At 39.9% G+C, this 21,436-nt stretch carries 22 protein-coding genes and 1 pseudogene; 13 read left to right on the forward strand and 10 right to left on the reverse strand.

Annotation, left to right across the window (positions count from 1 at the left end):
* Nucleotides 1-8: 8 nt before the first annotated feature.
* The 3 genes from ACYVFA_RS00585 to ACYVFA_RS00595 all read left to right on the forward strand — a co-directional run bounded on the left by ACYVFA_RS00585 (nucleotide 9) and on the right by ACYVFA_RS00595 (nucleotide 2,086).
* Nucleotides 9-473: a VOC family protein gene (locus tag ACYVFA_RS00585; RefSeq protein ID WP_460469837.1), complete on the forward strand. Its 465-nt coding sequence runs from the start codon at nucleotides 9-11 to the stop codon at nucleotides 471-473.
* 156 nt (nucleotides 474-629) lie between these two features.
* Nucleotides 630-1,121: an SRPBCC family protein gene (locus ACYVFA_RS00590; protein ID WP_460469838.1), complete on the forward strand. Its 492-nt coding sequence runs from the start codon at nucleotides 630-632 to the stop codon at nucleotides 1,119-1,121.
* A gap of 155 nt (nucleotides 1,122-1,276) precedes the next feature.
* Nucleotides 1,277-2,086 carry an enoyl-ACP reductase FabI gene (locus ACYVFA_RS00595; RefSeq protein ID WP_460469839.1) on the forward strand — a complete coding sequence of 270 codons (810 nt, stop codon included), beginning with the start codon at nucleotides 1,277-1,279 and terminating at the stop codon, nucleotides 2,084-2,086.
* A gap of 200 nt (nucleotides 2,087-2,286) precedes the next feature.
* Here the strand turns inward: ACYVFA_RS00595 and ACYVFA_RS00600 are convergent, their stop codons facing one another.
* Entirely contained in the window at nucleotides 2,287-2,424 is a 138-nt protein-coding gene (locus tag ACYVFA_RS00600) for a hypothetical protein (RefSeq protein ID WP_460469840.1), read from the reverse strand.
* Between the two features lie 157 nt (nucleotides 2,425-2,581).
* Here ACYVFA_RS00600 and ACYVFA_RS00605 point away from each other — a divergent pair, with 157 nt between their 5' ends.
* Complete coding sequence (locus ACYVFA_RS00605; RefSeq protein WP_460469841.1) at nucleotides 2,582-3,586, forward strand: hypothetical protein; 1,005 nt, start codon at nucleotides 2,582-2,584, stop codon at nucleotides 3,584-3,586.
* Between the two features lie 310 nt (nucleotides 3,587-3,896).
* On the opposite strand, the gene ACYVFA_RS00610 is transcribed toward ACYVFA_RS00605, so the two are convergent.
* Together ACYVFA_RS00610 and ACYVFA_RS00615 are read right to left on the reverse strand one after the other, a co-directional pair.
* On the reverse strand, nucleotides 3,897-5,459 hold the full coding sequence (locus ACYVFA_RS00610; protein WP_460469842.1) for an aldehyde dehydrogenase (NADP(+)): 1,563 nt from the start codon (nucleotides 5,457-5,459) through the stop codon (nucleotides 3,897-3,899).
* Nucleotides 5,460-5,506: 47 nt separating this feature from the next.
* Nucleotides 5,507-6,349, reverse strand: coding sequence for a fumarylacetoacetate hydrolase family protein (locus ACYVFA_RS00615; RefSeq protein WP_460469843.1), 843 nt, complete (start codon nucleotides 6,347-6,349; stop codon nucleotides 5,507-5,509).
* Nucleotides 6,350-6,915: 566 nt separating this feature from the next.
* Between ACYVFA_RS00615 and ACYVFA_RS00620 the strand changes: the two genes are divergently transcribed.
* Entirely contained in the window at nucleotides 6,916-7,380 is a 465-nt protein-coding gene (locus ACYVFA_RS00620; RefSeq protein WP_460469844.1) for a hypothetical protein, read from the forward strand.
* Between the two features lie 13 nt (nucleotides 7,381-7,393).
* Here ACYVFA_RS00620 and ACYVFA_RS00625 read toward each other — a convergent pair.
* Nucleotides 7,394-8,002, reverse strand: a pseudogene (locus tag ACYVFA_RS00625) (adenylate/guanylate cyclase domain-containing protein).
* 166 nt (nucleotides 8,003-8,168) lie between these two features.
* On the opposite strand from ACYVFA_RS00625, the gene hisH reads away from it, so the two are divergent.
* The 4 genes from hisH to hisF all read left to right on the forward strand — a co-directional run bounded on the left by hisH (nucleotide 8,169) and on the right by hisF (nucleotide 10,860).
* The gene (gene hisH / locus ACYVFA_RS00630; protein ID WP_460469845.1) at nucleotides 8,169-8,759 is read left to right on the forward strand and encodes an imidazole glycerol phosphate synthase subunit HisH; all 591 of its coding nucleotides are present in this window, start codon (nucleotides 8,169-8,171) and stop codon (nucleotides 8,757-8,759) included.
* Between the two features lie 38 nt (nucleotides 8,760-8,797).
* Nucleotides 8,798-9,520, forward strand: a complete 723-nt coding sequence (hisA, locus tag ACYVFA_RS00635; protein ID WP_460469846.1) for a 1-(5-phosphoribosyl)-5-[(5-phosphoribosylamino)methylideneamino]imidazole-4-carboxamide isomerase — start codon at nucleotides 8,798-8,800, stop codon at nucleotides 9,518-9,520.
* Nucleotides 9,517-9,969 carry a GNAT family N-acetyltransferase gene (locus tag ACYVFA_RS00640; RefSeq protein ID WP_460469847.1) on the forward strand — a complete coding sequence of 151 codons (453 nt, stop codon included), beginning with the start codon at nucleotides 9,517-9,519 and terminating at the stop codon, nucleotides 9,967-9,969. Before hisA ends, ACYVFA_RS00640 begins: the two co-directional genes overlap by 4 nt.
* 120 nt (nucleotides 9,970-10,089) lie before the next feature.
* Entirely contained in the window at nucleotides 10,090-10,860 is a 771-nt protein-coding gene (hisF, locus tag ACYVFA_RS00645; protein WP_460469848.1) for an imidazole glycerol phosphate synthase subunit HisF, read from the forward strand.
* 5 nt (nucleotides 10,861-10,865) lie between these two features.
* Here hisF and ACYVFA_RS00650 read toward each other — a convergent pair whose 3' ends face one another.
* The 3 genes from ACYVFA_RS00650 to ACYVFA_RS00660 form a co-directional block, all read right to left on the reverse strand.
* Nucleotides 10,866-12,107 carry a PQQ-dependent sugar dehydrogenase gene (locus tag ACYVFA_RS00650; protein WP_460469849.1) on the reverse strand — a complete coding sequence of 414 codons (1,242 nt, stop codon included), beginning with the start codon at nucleotides 12,105-12,107 and terminating at the stop codon, nucleotides 10,866-10,868.
* A 116-nt stretch (nucleotides 12,108-12,223) separates the two neighbouring features.
* The gene (locus ACYVFA_RS00655) at nucleotides 12,224-13,378 is read right to left on the reverse strand and encodes a hypothetical protein (RefSeq protein ID WP_460469850.1); all 1,155 of its coding nucleotides are present in this window, start codon (nucleotides 13,376-13,378) and stop codon (nucleotides 12,224-12,226) included.
* The gene (locus ACYVFA_RS00660; RefSeq protein WP_460469851.1) at nucleotides 13,375-14,376 is read right to left on the reverse strand and encodes an NADP-dependent oxidoreductase; all 1,002 of its coding nucleotides are present in this window, start codon (nucleotides 14,374-14,376) and stop codon (nucleotides 13,375-13,377) included. Before ACYVFA_RS00660 ends, ACYVFA_RS00655 begins: the two co-directional genes overlap by 4 nt.
* Before the next feature lie 227 nt (nucleotides 14,377-14,603).
* On the opposite strand from ACYVFA_RS00660, the gene rpmG reads away from it, so the two are divergent.
* The 4 genes from rpmG (at nucleotide 14,604) to ftsY (ending at nucleotide 16,726) form a co-directional block, all read left to right on the forward strand.
* Nucleotides 14,604-14,786 carry a 50S ribosomal protein L33 gene (gene rpmG, locus ACYVFA_RS00665; protein ID WP_116983688.1) on the forward strand — a complete coding sequence of 61 codons (183 nt, stop codon included), beginning with the start codon at nucleotides 14,604-14,606 and terminating at the stop codon, nucleotides 14,784-14,786.
* Between the two features lie 79 nt (nucleotides 14,787-14,865).
* Nucleotides 14,866-15,021, forward strand: coding sequence for a DUF4295 domain-containing protein (locus ACYVFA_RS00670; protein WP_015029008.1), 156 nt, complete (start codon nucleotides 14,866-14,868; stop codon nucleotides 15,019-15,021).
* A gap of 239 nt (nucleotides 15,022-15,260) precedes the next feature.
* Nucleotides 15,261-15,668 (forward strand): acyl-CoA thioesterase, encoded by a 408-nt coding sequence (locus ACYVFA_RS00675; RefSeq protein ID WP_460469852.1) that lies wholly within the window; start codon nucleotides 15,261-15,263, stop codon nucleotides 15,666-15,668.
* A 101-nt stretch (nucleotides 15,669-15,769) separates the two neighbouring features.
* Nucleotides 15,770-16,726 carry a signal recognition particle-docking protein FtsY gene (gene ftsY, locus ACYVFA_RS00680; RefSeq protein WP_460469853.1) on the forward strand — a complete coding sequence of 319 codons (957 nt, stop codon included), beginning with the start codon at nucleotides 15,770-15,772 and terminating at the stop codon, nucleotides 16,724-16,726.
* A gap of 70 nt (nucleotides 16,727-16,796) precedes the next feature.
* Here the strand turns inward: ftsY and ACYVFA_RS00685 are convergent, their stop codons facing one another.
* From ACYVFA_RS00685 to ACYVFA_RS00695, 3 genes are all read right to left on the reverse strand, one after another.
* Nucleotides 16,797-17,687: a hydroxypyruvate isomerase family protein gene (locus ACYVFA_RS00685; RefSeq protein WP_460469854.1), complete on the reverse strand. Its 891-nt coding sequence runs from the start codon at nucleotides 17,685-17,687 to the stop codon at nucleotides 16,797-16,799.
* 34 nt (nucleotides 17,688-17,721) lie between these two features.
* A complete protein-coding gene (locus ACYVFA_RS00690) occupies nucleotides 17,722-18,642 on the reverse strand; it encodes a ThuA domain-containing protein (protein WP_460469855.1) in 921 nt (306 codons plus the stop codon).
* A 78-nt stretch (nucleotides 18,643-18,720) separates the two neighbouring features.
* Nucleotides 18,721-21,384, reverse strand: a complete 2,664-nt coding sequence (locus ACYVFA_RS00695; protein ID WP_460469856.1) for a c-type cytochrome — start codon at nucleotides 21,382-21,384, stop codon at nucleotides 18,721-18,723.
* Nucleotides 21,385-21,436 lie beyond the last annotated feature (52 nt).

Consider the following 21,436-nt stretch of genomic DNA (forward strand, 5'->3'; position numbering starts at 1 on the left):
CAATTATCATGGAAATATCTCAAAAAATCGCGCCGTTCTTATGGTTCAATGGCAATGTGGCAGAAGCCATTGATTTATACACTTCTGTTTTTAAAAATTCAAAAACCATCTTCGCCAGTCGTGCAGGAGATAAAGTGATGACAGCCAAAATTCAGTTGGAAGGTGTAGACTTTATGCTTCTGGATGGAGGCCCGCTGTATTCTTTCACCCCGGCTGTTTCATTCTTCGTAAACTGCGAAACACAGGAGGAAGTAGATGATTTATGGGAAAAACTCATCGCAGACGGAGGTAAACCAGATAGATGTGGTTGGCTGAAAGATAAGTTTGGCGTTTCATGGCAGATTATTCCTACTACTCTGGGAAAGCTATTGAATGACCCGAACCCCGTAAAATCAAAGAATGTGCTGAATGCCATGCTGCAAATGAATAAAATAGACATTCAGCAATTGAAGGATGCCTATGAGAAAGAGTAAGGAATTTTATAGGCTATTGGAGTTTTAAATGAACTAAAAATAATAGCGCCAGCCCGGCGCCTGAGCGCAGTCGAAGGCCGTGCATGGCCAACATTCCAACTGAGATTAATGCATATATTTTAAAATTATCCATTCACAATTAAATAAACAATGATTATGAAAAGTAAGAATGAAACCAAAGTTGTCGGAGAATCCGGCAAACAGGAAATTGTTATCACAAGAGAATTTGAAGCACCAAGAGAACTGGTATTTAAAGCCTATACTGACCCCGAATTGTTGAAACAATGGCTCGGGCCAAAAGGCTACGAAATGCAGGTTGATAAATTTGATGCCAGAAGTGGCGGAGAATATAGATATATCCACATCGGAAAAAAAGGGGAAGAATATGGATTCAGAGGTGTATTCCATGAAGTCAATGAACCAGAAGTAATTACTCAGACCTTCGAGTTTGAAGGAGCCAAAGGTCATGTATCTTTAGAAAAAGCTACGTTTGAAGCGCTTCCGGGAAACAGAACAAGAGTAACTGGTTTATCGGTATTCCAGTCTATTGCTGATAGAGACATGATGCTGCAATCTAATATGGAAACCGGCGTAAGAGAAGGCTACGAACGGCTGGATGATTTAATTGAAAGCGGTGCATTGAAATAAGTGATAGTCCTGTATACGTAGAGGTAAAGGTATGCCAAGCAAAAACACCCGATGTTTTTTTATTATTTTAGAAAATAACTACCTTTGGCACTCCAAATATTATTTTGACACGCTCGTAGACACCTCTACGTACACAGATTTAAAACTTATACATCATGGCATACGGACTCCTTAAAGGTAAGAAAGGTATTATTTCAGGTGCATTAGATGAGAAGTCTATTGCATGGAAAGTTGCACTGAAAGCAAAAGAAGAAGGTGCATCAATCGTTTTAACAAATGCCCCAATAGCCATGCGCATGGGCGAAATCAAGAAATTAGCCGAAGCCTGTGAGGCAGAAATCATTCCGGCAGATGCAACTGTGGTAGAAGAAATTGAAAATCTTTATACCAAATCAATGGATGTTTTAGGCGGAAAAGTTGACTTCGTACTACACTCTATCGGTATGTCGCCAAATATCCGTAAAGGCAAAGCTTATGGCGATTTGAACTACGACTGGTATATGAAAAGTGTGGATGTATCAGCCCTGTCTTTTCATAAATTCTTGCAGGTAGCCGAAAAAATGGATGCTATCAACGAGTGGGGTTCAGTAGTTGCTTTGACTTACATGGCTGCGCAACGTACATTCCCATTCTATACAGATATGGCAGAAGCCAAAGCAATGCTGGAATCAATTGCCCGTAGCTATGGCTACCGTTATGGTAAACTAAAAAAAGTACGTGTAAACACCGTTTCGCAATCACCTACTAAAACGACGGCAGGTACAGGTATCGGCGGTTTTGATAAATTCTACGATTTTGCTGATAAAATTGCGCCACTAGGCAATGCTTCAGCCGATGATTGTGCAGATTATGTAATCACGCTTTTCTCTGACCTTACCAAAATGGTAACGATGCAGAATCTTTTCCATGATGGAGGATTCGTAAACACTGGTATTTCAGAAGATGTAATGGGCTTGTTGGATTAATATCTACGAAGCACGTATATACAAAGGGGCCGGCTCAAAAGCAGATTTGAGGCGGCTTTTTGTTTTTATGCAACAAGTGAATACGGATTTGAATATTTAAAGTAGATTTTCAATTGTGGGGTCAAATTTTGCTTTTGAGCGCTTTCTGAACTCTTGTTTTTAACATTCATAGAAGTTGGGGCTATTTATTTTTTTATTTCTTAGATTATGGCAATACAAGCCAATCCTATTTCTACATCTACTTTAGCCAAACCTTTTAGCCTAAGTCTTTTAAAGCTATGACGGTCGCTGCTGCGATTAATTTCATCTGCCCAAAGGTCATTTCCACATCTATGCATTATGGTTTTTATTGCATACTTAGGTTAGGCAATTGCGCTTGTGTGTTCAATAAAGACAGCCGAAATTTCGTTATTATTGTCGCGGAATTTAATCTGCCATGAGTTTGTGCTTATTTAAAGATTAAATTTTGTGACTAAAATATAAAAAACCAAAGAAATGAAGAGAACAACGTATTTGCTGATTCTACTGGGCTTTGTTTTTGCCTGCAAACCCAAAGCAGAAGTTATCACACCTGAGCCTGAAGAAAACAAGTGCAGGCAATTATCTTATAAAGAAGCTACAGGAACCGGTTTAGTTAGTGCCAACACAGTTTATTCTTATAATGAGAAAAAACAATTGATAGAACTCAAAGATATATTTCAGGGAAGAACCGATAAATATGAATACAATACAAAGGGGTTGCTGATCAAGAAAACCCGAAGCAATTTATCAGATTTGAGTAAGCAACTGGAGGTAGAGTACATATATAATGAGAAAGACCAGTTGATTAAAGAGACACGAAAGTGGCTGAATCCGAGCGGGGAGACGGCTACAGAGGAAAAATTTTTATTTGAGTATCATGCCAACGGAAAGCGAAAGAAAGAGGAGTATTATGCGCCCAATAAGGCTGAAGTCTATTGGAGATATACGTATGATGAAAAAGGGCTTGTTATTATGTATGAAGCGCCTTTAGGTGAAGTCGTTAAATACGAATATAAAGCCGATGGCAAAATGTTAAAATATATTTATATTACGGCCGACAAAAAAACTACTATTGAAGATACTTATGAATATAATGCAAAAAATCTTCTTGTTAAAATCAATACTACGGTGAATAATGTTTTAGGCGGCTACAGAAACTTTAAATATAACAGCAAAGATCAGGAAACGGCCTGGATTTCTTACGACGCCAATGGGGTGCAGTTTCAGAAGAGAACCACCGAATATACAGGTGATAACTATGTAGTAAAGAATTATAATTCTGCGGATCAGTTAGATGATCAGACAGCTTATGAAGTAGTAGATGGAAAGATTATGAAGAAGACTTTTTATAGAAAGGATGTGGAGCAATACGTTCAGACTTATTCTTATGATGCCTCTGGTAACATGATAAGAGATGAATACAAGTCTTCAATTCATTCTGTTTCTGTTATTAAAGAATGGGCATATGCCTGTGATTGAAATATTCTGAGTAAAGAGAATATACTCATTACTTTTAAAACCTTGCCTCACTGTGAAAGAAATTGGTTGATTAGTAGTTTAATGTTGTGGAAAAGTGACTTCGACTCCGCTCATTCACCGAAAATTCGACCGTGCGACGGCCGCCCCACAACAGTTGGGAGAGTTTTTTTTATCCCCTCCACTCCGTTGGGACGGCCAGCGGAGGGAGGGGTTGGACGCTCGCAACCTAGCGTGGGGTCATATTCAATAGGTGCGCCTTAGCGATATTATTGATATAAAAAACTTTTGAGAAGACCACTTTATCTCATCATCATTTCTTCATCTCCCCATCAACCAGTCGCCAGATACTTAGTGGGTTATCACTTTTCAGTTCATCAGGTAATAAACTATCCGGGAAATCCTGAAAACTTACCGGACGGGTAAAGCGGGTAATCGCTCTTGTTCCTACCGACGTAGAACGCGAATCAGTCGTAGCCGGGAATGGCCCGCCATGTATCATGGCATGACCTACCTCCACACCTGTCGGAAAACCATTCAAAATTAATCGACCTACTTTCTGCTCTAAAATAGCCAATAGTTCGGCATATTCTTCCAGATCCTGTTGCGTGCCGTGTACAGTAGCTGTCAGGTGACCAGTCAGGTTTTGTGCCGCTATCAGAATTTCTTCTTTGGTATTGGCTTCTACAATCAAGCTCGTAGGCCCGAAAATCTCTTCAGCCAGATCCGGTTGTGCATTCCATGATTCAATATCTGTATGAAGAATCACAGGTTCTACCGCCGTATGTCCTGCCGGAGCTTTACCAATACCCATTACCTTGGTAAATTGTTTCGAGTGTTCGGTTCCTCTCACATACGCATCACGGATACCCGGTGTGAGCATTACGCCACCCTGTGTATTCGGCGCATTATTTTCTATTTCATCAATAAAATCTTTATCATTCTGCAAGAACAGAATACCCGGATTGGTACAGAACTGTCCTACCCCTAAGGTAACAGAAGCAAGATAGGCATTGGCAACGGCTCTACCTTTTTCGGCCAATATTCCAGGCAATACAAATACAGGATTCACACTACCCATTTCGGCATATACCGGAATCGGTTCAGGGCGACTCACGGCTGCATCAAATAAAGCTTTTCCGCCTTTCAATGAACCTGTGAAGCCAATCGCTTTTACGGCAGGGTGTTTCACCAATGCCATCCCTATTTCATGGCCATCATCAAATAGCATCGAGAAAACACCATCAGGCATTCCTGTTGCCTCTGCTGCTTTTTGTATAGCCTGTGCTACTAATTCAGAAGTACCCAAGTGAGCCGGATGCGCTTTTACAATAACCGGGCAACCCGCAGCAAATGCCGAAGTAGTATCTCCACCGGCTACTGAGAATGCTAAAGGGAAGTTACTGGCACCAAAAACGCCTACGACTCCTAGTGGACGCTCCATCGAACGTAAATCCACACGTGGAAGCGGCTGGCGGTCTGGCATGCTTGCATCAATACGGGCATTTACCCATGAACCCTCGCGTAACAATTGAGCAAACAAACGCAATTGTCCTGTGGTTCTGCCTCTTTCACCTACGGCTCTGCCTTGTGGCAAGCCTGACTCTAACATATATCTTTCTAATAGCGTATCGCCTAGATTTTCTATTTCTTCGGCAATTTTCTCTAAGAAATTAGCCTTTTCGAACCCCGATTTTTTGCGGTATATCTGAAAAGCTTTCTCTGCTTTCTCAGCGGCATAGTCAAGTTCTTCAAGGGTTGCTTTGAAGAAAAGCGGGGCCAGAGCCTCGCCCGTAGCCGGATTAATACTTTGTATGGCCACAGTACCTTCTGAAAAGGTCTCAAAACCAATGATATTTCTTCCTGTGAGTTGCATGTCAGGGATATTATGAACGAATTGTTGTCTTCGTTCTGCGTGTTTATTTATTTTGTTTCTACTGTATTTACTAAAGTGCCTATTCCCTCAATCGTGATTCTGATTTCATCGCCTACTTCAAGCGTAAAATCATCTGGAGGTACAATGCCCGTACCTGTCATTAAGAAACAACCATGAGGGAAAGAAGTTTCACGGAAAAGAAATTCAACCAGTTCGGTATGTTTGCGTTTCATCCGATTGATAGCAATGAAATCGGTGAAGTAAGGAAGATCAAAACGGATAATTTCAAGTTTAATCTGAGTCTCCGAAATAATAGGCTCGTCTAAGATAGTAATACATGGGCCTATGGCTGTACTCTTATCGTATGATTTAGCCTGTGGCAGATATAAAGGGTTTTCGCCCTCAATATCTCTCGAACTCATATCATTGCCGCAAGTATAGCCAGAAATCTGTCCTTTTGAATTAATAAACAAAGTCAGTTCAGGTTCAGGCACATTCCATTTAGAATCTTTGCGGATACGCACTTTTTGTCCTGGTCCAACCACACGGTGTGGGGTAGACTTAAAGAAAAGCTCAGGACGCTCAGCGTCATACACTCTGTCGTAAAAATTATCACCACCCGCTTTCTTAGATTCCTCCATACGCGCATCTCTGCTTCGCATATAGGTAACCCCGGATGCCCATACCTCCTGCGATTGTATAGGAGCCTGTAAGCTGTTGTCAATTAAAGATTTATACTCTGGTACAGGCGACAGCAATTGTATTTCGCGCTGCAATTCATAAAATAAATCTTCACGATTAATAAATAAATCCCAGTCCTGATGGCGAGAAAGGAAGTATTGGTTTTGGTATTCGATAACGAATCCTTGCAAAGTTTTGTAGGCTTTCATTGAAGGGCACAAAATTTTTTTTCAATATTAGGTAAAAAGACTTATATACGTATGCTATAAGCCTATATTTATGTGGCTTTTTTTATTGTACTTAATCAAACGCAAAAAGCAACATTTATTACATCAGATACAATTAAAAAAATATTAGAAACTATTTAAGTTAGGTTTTATGAATCAAAATGAATTATTTTTTGCAAAGGCAAGATAACAAAACCGGAGTTTAGCAGAGCTAAATGAGGATTTTGTTAGCGCAGCATTTGCGAAAAATAACCGTGGCGGCGGACCGCCATTTTGAACGGAAAAGATTAACTTAAACAGTTTATCAATCTGTTCAGGTTTTTTCAGATTATTAAATTCAACTCTTATCTGTGCCGATTTGTTGCAAATTTCATTGAAAAGGAACAAAGAGATCAGCTTTACTCTATATTACTTTAAATAGGAGATTAAGGACTAAGGAACTTTTAGAAATACGATTATTTTTCTTCAAAATGGTTCATAAAACCCAAGTCAACCAATTTCTAAGAATATTTATCTTAACTTTGCGGCAAGAAATTCTGATTATCCTTATGCTTAAAAAACTACTCTTCATCTGTTGTTTTGTTACGCTTGCCAACGCTTGTTATTCTCAGGCTTTTACCTATTATCCTTTCAATTCTATTTTTTCGGTTGCCAGCAATCCGAATAAAGGTGTCTGGCTCGATTTCAGGTTTCAGATGAACTCATACTTTTCTTCTTTAAGCACAGAGATTTCGCCAATGGTCAATCTGACGAAAGGGAAAGCTAAAATGTATGTTGGCGCGGGTATCAAAGCCAACTTCCTGAATTATCTGAATACAGACCCACAAAAAAGAGCCCCTCTGGAAGGCTATTGCTTTAATCTGGGCGTGCGGGTTTCCCCATTCGAAAAAGTGCCACAGTTTCAGGGAGTGTTTGAATTATCTCCTTATGCCAATAAGCAATTTGATTTAGGGATTTTCAGAGCCAATTTAGGAGTAGCTTATGTATTTATGAAAAAGAAGAAAGCAGAGTAATTGAAAGAGGCCATTAAGCCTCCATTATTTCGCTTTCTACAAAATACATACCTTTTTCACCACGATTCTTGATGTCTTTCTTGCCTCTGTCAGAGCAGATAAAACGGTCTTTAATCAAGAGATAGGTATCTTCTGAAATATTGACTTTCCCCGGCAGACTCACGGATTCTACCCGAGAGGCAATGTTGACAGTATCTCCCCAAAGGTCAAAGGCAAATTTCTTTTCGCCTACAATGCCTGCCCCCAATTCTCCTGTATGAATCCCCACACGGGCTTCAAAATATGGCAAATCTTCTTTTTTTCGTTGCTGTTTGCGAGCCTCGATACATTCCTGCATTTCAAGCGCGGCTCATGCTACCCGCACGTGTGTTTCATTATCTAAAACCGGAACACCCCCGGCAGCCATGTAGGCATCGCCAATGGTTTTTATTTTCTCAATCTTATTATGCTCTATAATGCGGTCGAAGCGCTTAAAGCAATAATCCAGTTCGGCTACCAATTCCTGTGGTGTCAGCCTTTCAGCAAGGAAAGTAAAGCCTACGAAATCAGAAAACAGAACACTTACTTTAGGATAATACTTGGCCTCTGAATAGCCGTTCTTTTCTCCATTTTGGACAAACACCCCCTAAAGTAGTGTTTTAATATTTTCTTAATTAAATTGCCTTTACACAAATTAAATAAAGAAAAGAAATAATAGTACTTTTTTGATTTTGTACTGAATTTATCAATGTATACTTATAGATTTGTAATAACAACACCATAATAAACCCTCTTCAATTTTCCTTAATTTGAAAGTCATCATTATTAAATATAACGCGGGCAATGTACAGTCGGTCATGTATGCCTTAGAGCGTATCGGTGTCGATTACGAATTGTCTGATGATGCCGACACCATCCGCTCGGCCGAAAGAATCATTTTTCCGGGTGTGGGCGAGGCCAGTACAGCCATGAAAAGCCTGCGTGAGAATGGTTTAGACAAACTGATTCCAACGCTGAAACAACCCTTTCTGGGCACTTGTGTAGGTATGCAATTACTTTGCCAATCGTCGGAAGAAAACAATACCGATTGCCTGGGCGTATTTGATATACCTGTTCTGAAATTCCCGCAGATTAAAGGCTTCAAAGTACCACAAACAGGCTGGAATGATATTTATGGCTATGGTTGTGAATTAACCAATGGTCTGGCAGAAAATTCCTACGTTTATTATAACCACGGATACTATGCCCCTTTATGTGATTATACCGTAGCAAAGACTAACTATATGCTCGAATATTCGGCCATGCTACAAAAAGATAATTTCTTTGCCGCCCAGTTTCACTCTGAGATAAGTGGCGATGTAGGGCAGAGGATTTTTGAGAATTTTTTGAAGGTACAATAACCTATTTCTTTACAATACTACCGGAATACGACAAGAATATGCTCCAAATCATCCCCGCCATTGACATCATCGAAGGCAAATGTGTTCGCCTCACCCAAGGTGATTATTCCCAGAAAAAAACCTATAACGAAAATCCGCTTGAAGTAGCTAAAATGTTTGAAGATGCCGGAATCAAGCGCTTGCATCTGGTTGATTTGGATGGTGCCAAACAAAAAAAGATTGTCAATGCCAAAGTTCTGGAAACAATCGCTTCAAAAACTAATCTGCATATTGATTTTGGCGGTGGTGTACAATCAGATGTGGATATCAAACTAGCTTTTGATTGTGGAGCAAAACAAGTTACCGGAGGAAGTATCGCTATTAAAAACCCTGATTTATTCGAATCTTGGATACAAACCTATGGTGGTGAAACGATTATTTTAGGCGCTGATGCCCGCAATGAAAAAATCGCAGTCAGTGGTTGGGAAGAAGAAACCAGTGTATGGGTTTATGATTTTGTAGGTGAATGGGTTCAGAAAGGAATTCAATATACTATCAGTACCGATGTAGCCAAAGACGGTTTGCTACAAGGCCCATCGGTAGATTTATATAAGAAAATGCAGGCACAATTTCCTGACTTAAAGGTAATTGCCAGTGGTGGTGTAAGCTCAATGGCTGATCTGGAAGAATTAGCTGAACTCAATATTTTCGGAGTAATTGTCGGCAAAGCTATTTACGAAAACCGTATTAGTTTAAAAGATATTGAACGCAGATTTGTATGAGTCACGAATTCAGAAAAGAGGACTACGTTATCAGCACCAACAAAGAACTGTTGCAGTTTGATGTAATACATAATTTCCTGAAAACCAGTTATTGGTCACCGGAAATTCCGATGGATGTGGTAAAGCGAGCAGCGGCAGGTTCAATTGCCTTTGGAATTTATAAAGACTCTGGCGAACAGGTAGGCTATGCTCGTGTGATTTCAGATTGTGCTACTTTTGCTTATCTGGCTGACGTATTTGTATTAGAGTCGGATAGAGGTAAAGGTCTTTCTAAATGGTTGATGGAATGTATTCAACAATTACCTGAATTACAGAACCTGAGACGCTGGATGCTGGCAACCCGTGATGCCCACGGCCTGTATGCCCAATTCGGCTTCACGCCATTAGATAATCCTGACATTATGATGCAGATTGCCAGACCGAATATTTATAAAGAATTGAGTGAATGAGTGATTTAGTGATTATAGGAATTAACCTTTAGAATTGAACTCCATGATTAAGAAATTTTTAAAATTAATCACTCATTCACTAAATAAATATATTCACTCAATCACCAAATAGACCAAACTATGCTTACCAAAAGAATAATCCCCTGTTTAGATATAAAAGACGGACGTACGGTAAAGGGTACAAACTTTGTGAACCTACGTGATGCCGGAGACCCTGTTGAATTAGGCGCTGAATACGCATTGCAAGGTGCTGATGAATTAGTATTTCTGGATATTACAGCAACTGTTGAAGAGCGTAAAACTTTGATAGACCTGGTTCGTCGGGTTGCGCGAACGGTTAATATTCCCTTTTGTGTAGGTGGAGGAATCGGCTCAGTTTCTGATGTCTCTAAACTATTGAATGCAGGAGCAGATAAGGTTTCAATTAATTCATCGGCTGTGCGTAATCCCGGTTTGATTAATGAACTGGCTTTAGAATTTGGCTCACAATGCATAGTTGTAGCTATTGATACCCGATATATTAGCTTAGAAAATGGTTCTCAGGAACATATCGTTCATACACATGGTGGCAGAAAACCAACCGAGCTACGCACCATTGAATGGGCAAAAGAAGTAGAAGACAGAGGTGCCGGCGAAATCTTGTTGACTTCGATGGACACCGACGGCACTAAAGCCGGATTTGCCTTAGAATTAACTGCCCGGATTTCTGATAACGCCAATATCCCTATCATTGCCTCTGGCGGTGCCGGAACAATGGAACATTTCTACGATGTTTTTACCACCGGAAAAGCCGATGCCGGATTAGCTGCCAGTATCTTCCATTTCAAAGAAATAGGTATTCCTGAATTAAAACATTATCTGAAAGAACAGGGTATTTCTATGCGTATCTAGGTAGCTTATTTGCTTGCTACCAATCGCTTGATTCGCCCGCTATAATGGTCCAGTATATAGATTTCTTCGTTGGCATCTACCCCAAAAGAGGATACAGAGCCGCCATCACTGCTTAATAATTCAAGACCCGTTTTGGTCATGTCATCAAAACTCAAGGCCCAGATATTTCCTTTGGCATAATCGGCAAAGAGGTATTTGCCTTGTAGTGCAGGTATATTTTTGCCATGATACACATATCCGCCCGTCACAGAAACACCATCGCTCCGAGGGTATTGATGAATCGGATCTATCAGTGTTTTTGATGGGTCGCAATCATTTCTGGGGTTATAGCAGCGGCTTGCTTCTTTCAAGCGCCAGCCATAATTGCTACCTTTCGTAACAATGTCTATTTCTTCAAATTCATTCTGGCCTACATCGCCTACCCACATTTGTCCGGTTTTCGAATCAAAGCTAAACCGCCACGGGTTACGCAAACCATAAGCATAAATCTCTTCTCTGAAACCTTCTGTATTACCTGCATAAGGATTATCCGCCGGAATCCCATAATTTCCCTTATCTGTTTTATGCACATCTATACGCAACATTTTACCTAATATTGAGCTTCTGTTCTGTGCATAGTTATGCTGGTCACCCCATGCTCCCCCATCACCAACGGCAATATATAGATAGCCATCCGGGCCAAAAGCTATTTTCCCACCATTATGATTATCATAAGGTTGCGGAAACCGCATGAGTATTGTTTCTGAGGTTGCTGATACTCTTGAATCTTTGTAAGAATAGGCTTTAAACCTAGCAATAATTGTTTCTAAAGGATTTCTTCGGTTATAGTTTACATAGAAATAGCCATTCTCTTTAAAATCAGGATCAAAAGCAATACCTAGTAAACCCATTTCTCCACCATCATCTACTTTATCCTTTAAATCCATATAAGTACTTGCCGCCTTGACCAAAGGATTATTGTCAAATACTTTAATAAGACCCTCCTGTTCCAATACAAAAATCCGGTTAGTCCCATCGCCTGCATGCACAAATTCCACCGGACTATTAAATTTTAGATTCGGAAAGGCATTCTCCAATTGATAAGCCGCAGGCTTGGTATGAAAGCTATGAAACAGTTTATTCCCATTCAGGTAGTTTATCAACAGCAATATTAACCCAACTGCTACAATGGCAATTGTCAATAGAAAAATCAATAATTTACTCTTATGACGATTGATTGGCGAATGAGCAGGCAAACGAAGATACATATAACATAAAGTTTAGATGGAGAAATTTTGCGCTGATTTACTATGCTATACTACCAATTTGCCATCATATTTACAAGAATCTTCTACGCGAAAGGATAATAACGAAGTACGAACCGTTAATTTTTGCTTCTTTCTATCAGATTCTCCAAAACCAGAACCCATTCATGCGCCTCACATTTCCAATCCATCTGGGTGATTTTCATAGGGGCAAAAAACTGTAAGATTGGATGCTCATAAGAACTCAATAATGGCCCTAAAAAATAACAAAAATCAGGGTCAGGTATTTGCAGATTAAGTGGCGTTTCAGCTTTCAGGCAATTAACTATTTCTTCTCCAAATCCAAAGCTATTGAGTCTACTTAGCTTTAGAAGTGAAGTTTGTAACAATACCTTATTCATTGCTACTTTTTCTATTTCAAATAGTAAAAGGGCAAGTTCAATTAAATCTTTTCTATAATCTTCTAAGGGAGTATTATGAAATTCTCCAAGTAGACGAGCTAAATGATAAACTACCAAGGGAGCGGTTGCATAATTGTGCGATACCTGAAATGGGTGATTAATAAACTCTTTCCTCTTAATAATACCAGCCTGATATTGGTAGGAATCTATATCATACTCGTTGCGAGGCAATTGATATTGCTCAAATAAATACATCAGATTACACAAGGCACAGGCATCAAACTCAATTGCCATGTTTTTCCCAAACCAGGTTGAGTAAATTTTTAAGGCTTTATAATATTCAAAAGTATTTCTTACCTGTCTTTTTCTGGTAGGGCCTTCTGATAGATTGGCGTGCAATTGTAGTTTCTCTTTCAACCAGAGTACTTCTTCTTTACTCGCCTGTGAAGTCAGATAAATTAAGGAGGTATCGTCAATATCATCAGGTAACCTGAAATGTTCTGAATGGCGGAAAATATAGCCGTTTGGGAAATGATTAGAAGCCCGCCCCTCTTTAGGCGTCTGCCAGAAATTATAAGTTTTCAGGCCATCTTTATTCTGAAAGGCAAGGTAATTCTGAATGGCTTTGGCTGTTATCTCTTCAATAATCAATTGAGATTCACCAGGCAAATATGGTTTGAGTTGATTGATTACAAAGACGATAGAAGCCGTATAAAAGATATTGGTATCAGGGCGCTTATAAAGCAGGTATTTATTCTGACGATAAGAGGGAAATATTCCTTTTGGGAAATAAGCATCGCCCCGCGATTGTAACGAGGCGATTGTCTGAATAACTGAGTGAATAGTATCTGTTTCCGAATGGATGGGCATCATGCTACTTTCAAAACCAGTTTACCTGTATTTTCCCCTTTAAATAGCTTCATCAAAGTATCCTGAAATGCCTTAATACCCCCCTCGGCAATCTCTACTTTGGCATTGAGTTTTCCTTGCGCTACCCAGCCCGCCATTTCTTTAATCGCCTTGCCATAATTTGCTGCATTATCAAAAACCACAATTCCTTCCATGCGGGCACGATTCACTAATAACGACATATAATTGCTTGGCCCAGCCGGTTTCTGAATTGCATTATATTGCGAGATAGCTCCACAAATCACTATTCTTGCCTTCATATTAATCAACGTCAGTACCGTATCTAATATTTCTCCCCCAACATTATCAAAATAAACATCAATACCATTGATACAGGCCTCTTTCAATTGCCCTCTCAGGTTTCCTGCTTTATAATCTACACAGGCATCAAAGCCCAATTCTTCTACCACATATTTACACTTCTCTTCACCACCTGCGATACCGACTACCGTACAACCCTTAATCTTAGCAATCTGCCCTACTACACTACCCACTGCCCCGGCAGCGCCTGAAACCACAACTGTTTCACCCAATTTAGGCTGACCTGTATCCAGCAATCCAAAATAAGCTGTTAAACCTGACATACCCAAAGTGCCCAAATAGGCTGGCAGAGGCACGAAATTCGGGTCAACTTTTACTAAATCTTTTCCATCCATCACGGCATATTCCTGCACGCCTGTGATACCTGTTACAGCGTCTCCTGCTTTAAAATCCGGGTGTTTTGAATCTACCACAACCCCAGCCCCTAAAGCACGCATGATTTCTCCGATTCTCACAGGTCTTACATACGATTTCCCCTCATTCATCCACCCACGCATGGCAGGGTCAATAGATAAATATTGTACTTGCACCAGTACCTGATTCTCTTGTAAATCGGGCGTATCTACTTCTTCTATTTCCCAGCATTCGGGTGTGGGGTTTCCAATCGGACGAGCCAGTAAGTTAATGCGTGTGTTGTTCATGAGATTTCAGGTCTGTTTTATCTGTACAGTTCAAAACTATAATATTAAAACGAATTTATTGCATTTCTTTTAAAATTGTCAACGCAGATGTCTATAAAATTGTACTTAGCCGCACAAAATCTAATAAATTCATAAAAATCTTTTAAAAGAGATTTGGTTAATAATCAAGAGTTTAGTATCTTTGCAGCCCGAAAAATAGATTTTAAAGTTATTAAATACATAAAACAATGGCGAAGAAAGGCAATCGTGTACAGGTTATCCTAGAGTGCACTGAGCAAAAAACAAGCGGTGTAGCAGGTATGTCTCGCTACGTTACGACTAAAAACCGTAAAAACACTACAGGTCGTATGGAGTTAAAAAAATATAACCCATTCCTGAAAAAACATACTACTCACAAAGAAATTAAATAATTAATGATGGTAAGGGTTCATAGATTTATCAGAATCCTGAAAAATCATTTGAATCAAAACCTCATAAAACGATACTAAAATGGCAAAGAAAGTAGTCGCTACGCTTCGTGATAAAACCGCAGGAAAAAACTTCGCAAAAGTTATCAAAGCTGTGAAGTCTCCTAAAACAGGTGCATATACTTTCAAGGAAGAAATGGTTCCTATGGAAGAATTGCAAAACGCGCTTAAAGCATAATTCCAATAATTCTATTGGTAGAAGCCTTCTTGTTGCTCAAGAGGGCTTTTTTGTTTTGGTGTAAAGAGTGCATTCGTAGAGACGTAATGCATTACGTCTCCATTGGCCTATTTAATCCAATAGATATAATTTAGGCAGAGTATTTCAATATAATAGACCATTAATCTCACATTGACAGACCCTTGGAGACGTATTGCAATACGTCTCTATGAAAAAACAATATAACTACATCAAAGCCATTGGAAACCCGCAGAAGCAATTATCATTTCTTTCCTATCAAAGTTGTTGCCACAGATATCGACGATTTGAATCATGTCAATAATATTGTATATCTGCGCTATGTGCAGGAAGCGGCAGGTAGCCACTGGCATACAGCAGTACCCACAGAATTCAGTTCACAGATTGCATGGGTGGTACGCAGACATGAAATAGATTATCTGAAACCTGCTTTTTTGGGTGAAAATCTGATGGTAAAAACCTGGGTAGATAATTTTACAGGTGTCACCAGCGACCGCCATTGTGAGATTTTGAGAGATGAGGAAGTGCTGGCCCGCTCACGTACCATATGGGTTTGTCTGGATGCGAAAAGCTTTCGTCCGAAGCGTGTCAGCGAAGAAATAGCTGATTTGTTTTTCAGCTTTTCGTAAGAATTAAACTGAAACTCTCATAAAATTGTTATAGTTTTGTCTTAAAGCCTGTTTAAATCCCGCAGGCTTGGCAATTATTCATATTTACACTATTACTATAGATGGGCTTATTTGACTTCTTCTCGAAAGAGAAAAAAGAAACGCTTGATAAAGGACTAGAAAAATCAAAAACAAGTATTTTTGATAAACTCTCACGTGCGATCATTGGGAAATCGAAGGTTGATGATGAGGTATTAGACGAACTGGAAGAGATTCTGATTAGCTCTGATGTAGGCGTAGAGACAACCGTAAAGATAATCAGACGCATTGAGGCAAGAGTAGAGCGCGATAAATATACAACTATTGAGGAATTAGACAGAATTCTGCGTGAAGAAACGGCAGCTTTATTGGCCGAAAATAACTCGCAAGATGTAAAAGATAGTTTTGAGACCGACAATCTGCCAAAGCCGTACGTGCTGATGGTAGTGGGTGTGAATGGTGTAGGTAAAACTACAACTATTGGGAAACTAGCTCATCAGTTTCAGAAAAGAGGTAAGAAAGTGGTTTTAGGTGCAGCCGATACGTTCAGAGCCGCAGCGGTTGATCAATTGAAACTCTGGGGAAAACGTGTAGGTGTTGAGGTAATAGACCACGGTATGAATACCGACCCATCGTCAGTAGCTTTTGATGCGGTGAAAAAAGGCATGGAAATGAATGCTGATATTATCATTATTGATACAGCCGGACGTTTGCACACCAAAGTAAACCTGATGAACGAGCTAGGTAAAATTAAACGCGTAGTTCAGAAATTTTTACCGGAAGCACCACATGAAGTAATGTTGGTTTTAGACGGAAGTACGGGACAAAATGCCGTAATCCAAGCTCGTGAGTTCACGAAAGTAACAGAGATTAATTCATTAGCTATTACTAAACTGGATGGCACCGCCAAAGGTGGAGTTGTGATTGGTATTTCAGATGAATTCAAGATTCCTGTAAAATATATCGGCGTAGGTGAGCAAATGGATGATTTACAGGTATTTAATAAAATGGAATTTGTGGATTCTTTGTTTAAGAAATAGATTTCTCTACAATTATTATAAAACACGAAAGCCGCTTCAAGAGCGGCTTTTGTTATAATACAGACTTATATTAAGCAATATCACAAATCGTCATCCCTTGTTTCAACGAAGCTATCTGATCGGCGCGTTTTGGTACAAATTCTTGCCCTACATAGCCTTTGTAGCCTGTTTCTACAATAGCACGCATAATTGCCGGATAGTTCAATTCTTGCGTATCATCAATTTCAGCACGACCCGGAACACCACCGGTGTGATAATGTGCAAAATATGGGTGATACTTTTTGATAGTCGCAATTACGTCACCTTCCATGATTTGCATATGGTAGATGTCATATAACAGTTTGAATCTTTCCGAACCTACTTTATCACATAAGTCCACTCCCCACTTGCTATAATCACACATATAATCTTTGTGATTTACCTTGCTGTTCAACAGTTCCATTACCATCGTAACTCCATGCTTTTCAGCCGATGGCATGAGCCTTTTCAAACCTTTGGCACAGTTTTCCATTCCCTCTTCATTTGACATTCCTTTTCTGTTGCCTGAAAAACAGATTACCTTGTCATAACCTGCTGCTTTCAATTTAGGAAAAATACCTTCATAACTGGCCACCAGTTCATCATGCAAAGCCGGATTGTTAAATCCTTTTTCAATACCCAAACCTGCTCCCCAAGGCATGGCACAATGAAGACCATATTTTTTAAGTATTGGCCATTCTTCAGGCCCTTGTAATTCTATTGATTTCATACCCATAGCTACCACCTCTTTACAAAGGTCTTCTAAAGGTATTTTGCTATAACACCAGCGACAAACCGAGTGATTGATTTTACCATTCAGTTCACTGCCTAATATCTTTTCATTCGCTGCAAAAGCCTCAGTAAGGCTCATGGGTGCTGATAATATAGCCGCTCCACCGATGATGTTTTTCAGGGCTGAGCGACGTGATGAGTTAGCTTCCATTGTTTCTTTATGTTAAATTTGAATAGTAGTTTGATTAATTTTCTCTGATGCTTACACTTTCAGCAGTCGGGAAGTCTTTAGGAACAGCCTGAGTTACTTTTCCGGTAGCTACCCACTCAGTGCCTCTTTGCAAAGTAGTAATAAAGCCTTTGCATTTTTGTGAGTAATTACCATGCCCAAGCACAGTATGAAATATTTTTCCTTTGCCATAAGTAATGGTCATTAACATAGGTTCTATCCTACCCGAACCTCTCTTTTCTTTATCACTATTAGCAGTAGCCAATATTTCCATGTTTTCAGCAGGGCCTCTCATTCGGTCGTAAAGCTCATCTTTTTCATGTAACCATGCTTCTGGCAAGCCTTTGGTAATCGGGTGTTTGGTATTGTGTACTTTTACCAGAAACTGATGCTCTACGCCATGGCTACCGCCACGTCCAGCGCTATTATCATGCACGAAATTGTGTTTTTCTTCATCATAATACACATAAGGGCCTGATTTTTCATTGCGGTCGCCCCAGCCTCCTACACCAATCATCTTATTATAGGCTTCCCACTCAGGAAAAGCGTTATCGGCGGCATGAACACTGACAAAACCACCTCCATTACTCACAAATTTCTCAAAGGCATCTTTAGTAGTCTTTGACCATGAGTCGCCATTATAGTTGGATAAAACAACCTGATATTTTGAAAAATCCGGCTTGAATGTTTCCATATCTCCACCTTCTGATGGGGTAGTAGCTACACTTACTTTGAAAAGCCCTGTTTCTTCCAGATAGCCCTTCATCAATTGGGTAGTCTGCGGCCAGTTTTTATGGTTATTCTGTCCGTCGATTATCAATACATTGATAGGTTGCCTGGTTCCTTTCTGCGCAATTAGCTGACTCAGAAACAGAAACGAAAATCCAGCTAAAAATAAGGCGAATCTCCCATTAAAATTTAGTTTTTTATTTGCCATAGCCCTTAGTTTAGTGGTTAGAAATTATCAAAAATTTGTGGCTAACAAATTTATTCGATAGCCACAAATAATCATACTTTATTTCCCATCCTTACGGGCAAACATCGCATTATTTTCGTTACCGCCCGATTTCAGGTATGCAATCAGGTCTTTTAACTCTTCTTCATTCAAGCCATTAATAAGACCCGGCAACATGACTGATACTGACGAATACTTACTTGATGCTACGTCTTTTTTCGCTATTTTCATCAATACATCTGGTGCGTAAGGATTCTGCGATACATAATAGAAATTATTATCTTCATTCGCCAGACGACCTACAATTGAATCTCCGTTTTTCAGGATAAACTGGGTTGCCGCATATTGGTCTGATACTGCCTTGCTTGGGTCAATAATGGCTTCAAGAATATCCTTATTTGAGAAACGCGTACCCAATTGAGTCAACTCGGGCCCAACATTTCCACCCTCGCCACGCATACTGTGACAACGGCTACAGGTAATAGCATTATACATATCCTTACCTTGTTGGAAATTACGGTTCGTTAAGCCTTTGTCTACAGCTTCCAGAGCCACTTCTAATTTCCAGTTTTTGCCTGGGCCTTTCGGGTAATTCTGCACCACCAGATCATTACCTGATTTAGACATCAAGTCTGCACCTGATAATTTTTCGTAATAAGTTACTTTGTCTTTAGGCACATTAGCTAAGGCTAATTTTCTGGCTCTGTCAATAAAACCAATATAACTATTACCTCCACGGAAGTTCAGTGCATTACGGAACCATTTGAAGTATTTATCCTGCAATTGAGGAGTCCAACCAGTTTTGGCAGAGCTTAGCACAGTTGCAAAATAAATCTGCTGCGCAGGAGGCATTTTTTCTAACATTTTGGCAATATCTAATCCATATTGCGGATTGCGCATAATCAAATCGGCAGAAGAAGTAGCTGTTTGTCCACCAGCTATTACGCCCGGAGCTTCTTTTTTATCTAACAAGGCTACTGTTTTTGATACAATCCCAGGTGCTTCCAGATATACCAGAATTCTGCTTAAAAGCTTATTTATTTCATCGTCAGACGAAGGGAAATGCGGATTCAGATAAGCTACAAGTTTAGGTTTTATTGCAGCTGTTGGTTGCCCCATTCTTGAAAATGTCAACTCAAAAGCACGTAACAAATCTATTTTCTGCGATACCGATAAAGTAGCATAGTTAACACTCAATAATGATTTCAACATACTTCCCTCTTGTTCAGGTTTTCCCTGACGAGCCAGAGCAATCATGGCATTGATAATAGTAATAGGGTCTTTTTCTGCCAATGCTTTCTCTTGCCATTGAGCTACAGGTTGATGTTCTACAGCGATTCTTGCGGCATAGCGGATAAGTCTGTCAGGGTGTTTTAAATTAGGCCATGCTTTATCAATTGCTATTGCATTCGGTTCGCCATGAAATGCCTCTAACTCCCGTCTTAAAGTATTTTCTTTAGTTGGCGCAGTCGCTACTGACACATCGGTACTTTCCGGGCCATTATAATATACTCTGTAAAGGTCTGAATCTAATCTACGTCCACCTGTCAGGAAATATAAAGCTCCATCAGGGCCAATGGCTCCATCAGTCAAAGGCAAAGGCATACCTGATAAAAACTCCTCTCTGTCAGCAGAATACGTCGAGCCACTTGGTTTCAGATGAAGCGCGTGAACAATTCCGAAGCTCCAGTCAAATGCCAGAAGTGTATTTTTATATTTTGCCGGAAATTTCGCATCATTTGTATAAAGCAAATTGGTAGGTGAACCTTGCCCGATATTAATGATTGGTGGCAAATTATCAGGTAGAGCAGGCGACCATTTTCCTGAGCCTGTTCTCCAGCCAAACTCACTACCGCTGGTAGCATGACAGATACGAGTCGGGCGATACCATGGCATACCAAAATCCCACTCCATATCGGCGTCGTAGACAAATAAATCACCTACATCATTGTAAGCCATATCGAACGCGTTTCTGTATCCGGCACTTATTAATTCCCAGTGTTTACCGTCAGGGTCAACGTTAGCAATCCATCCACCCGGCTCTTTACGGTCATTCGCATGTCCTCTCGGATCTTTTATTAATGGAAATAGCTGGTCATACTGCCAGTTTGAAGGAAGCCTGTAATCATCCATTTCAGGGGCATCTGTATGATTGCCTGATATTACCATTAAAGATTTTTTATCGAATGAAAGAATAACGCTGTGTGGACCATGCTCACCATCACCCTTTAATTCTTTCATTAAAGTTAATTTATCAAACTGGTCGTCGCCATTGGTATCCTGTAAACGATACAAACCACTTTTTCTTGGAAATTTCTTGCTGCCATAATTGTTTACCATCACATACAAACTATTGAAAGCATACAGCAGGCCATGTGCTGTGCCTAAAGCAACAGTATCGTTCTGAATAGTTAATTTCTCTACTTTAGGTGTAGTCCCCTGACCAATAGCCGGGATAGTAAGACGGTACAGAATACCATATTGGTCTGAGGCAATCATACGACCTTTGTCATCAAAAGCCATAGATACCCATGAGCCTTGCTCATTTTCTGAGGGGCTATACAGGTGTTCTGCCTTAAAGCCGGGTTGTAGTTTTAATTTGGCTATTTTAGGGTTGTCATCTGCACTAGCTGGGTTCTTCTTAAGGCTAGTGTAGGAAGCCACAAACAGAAATACTCCCGTTACAACCACAAGGAGTTTCAGCGTGTTTGGTTTAAAGTTCATAGTTTATATTTAAGGATTGAATTTCAGGTCTTAATTGACCCCTATCCCTACG

The organism is Emticicia fontis, from assembly GCF_054779675.1.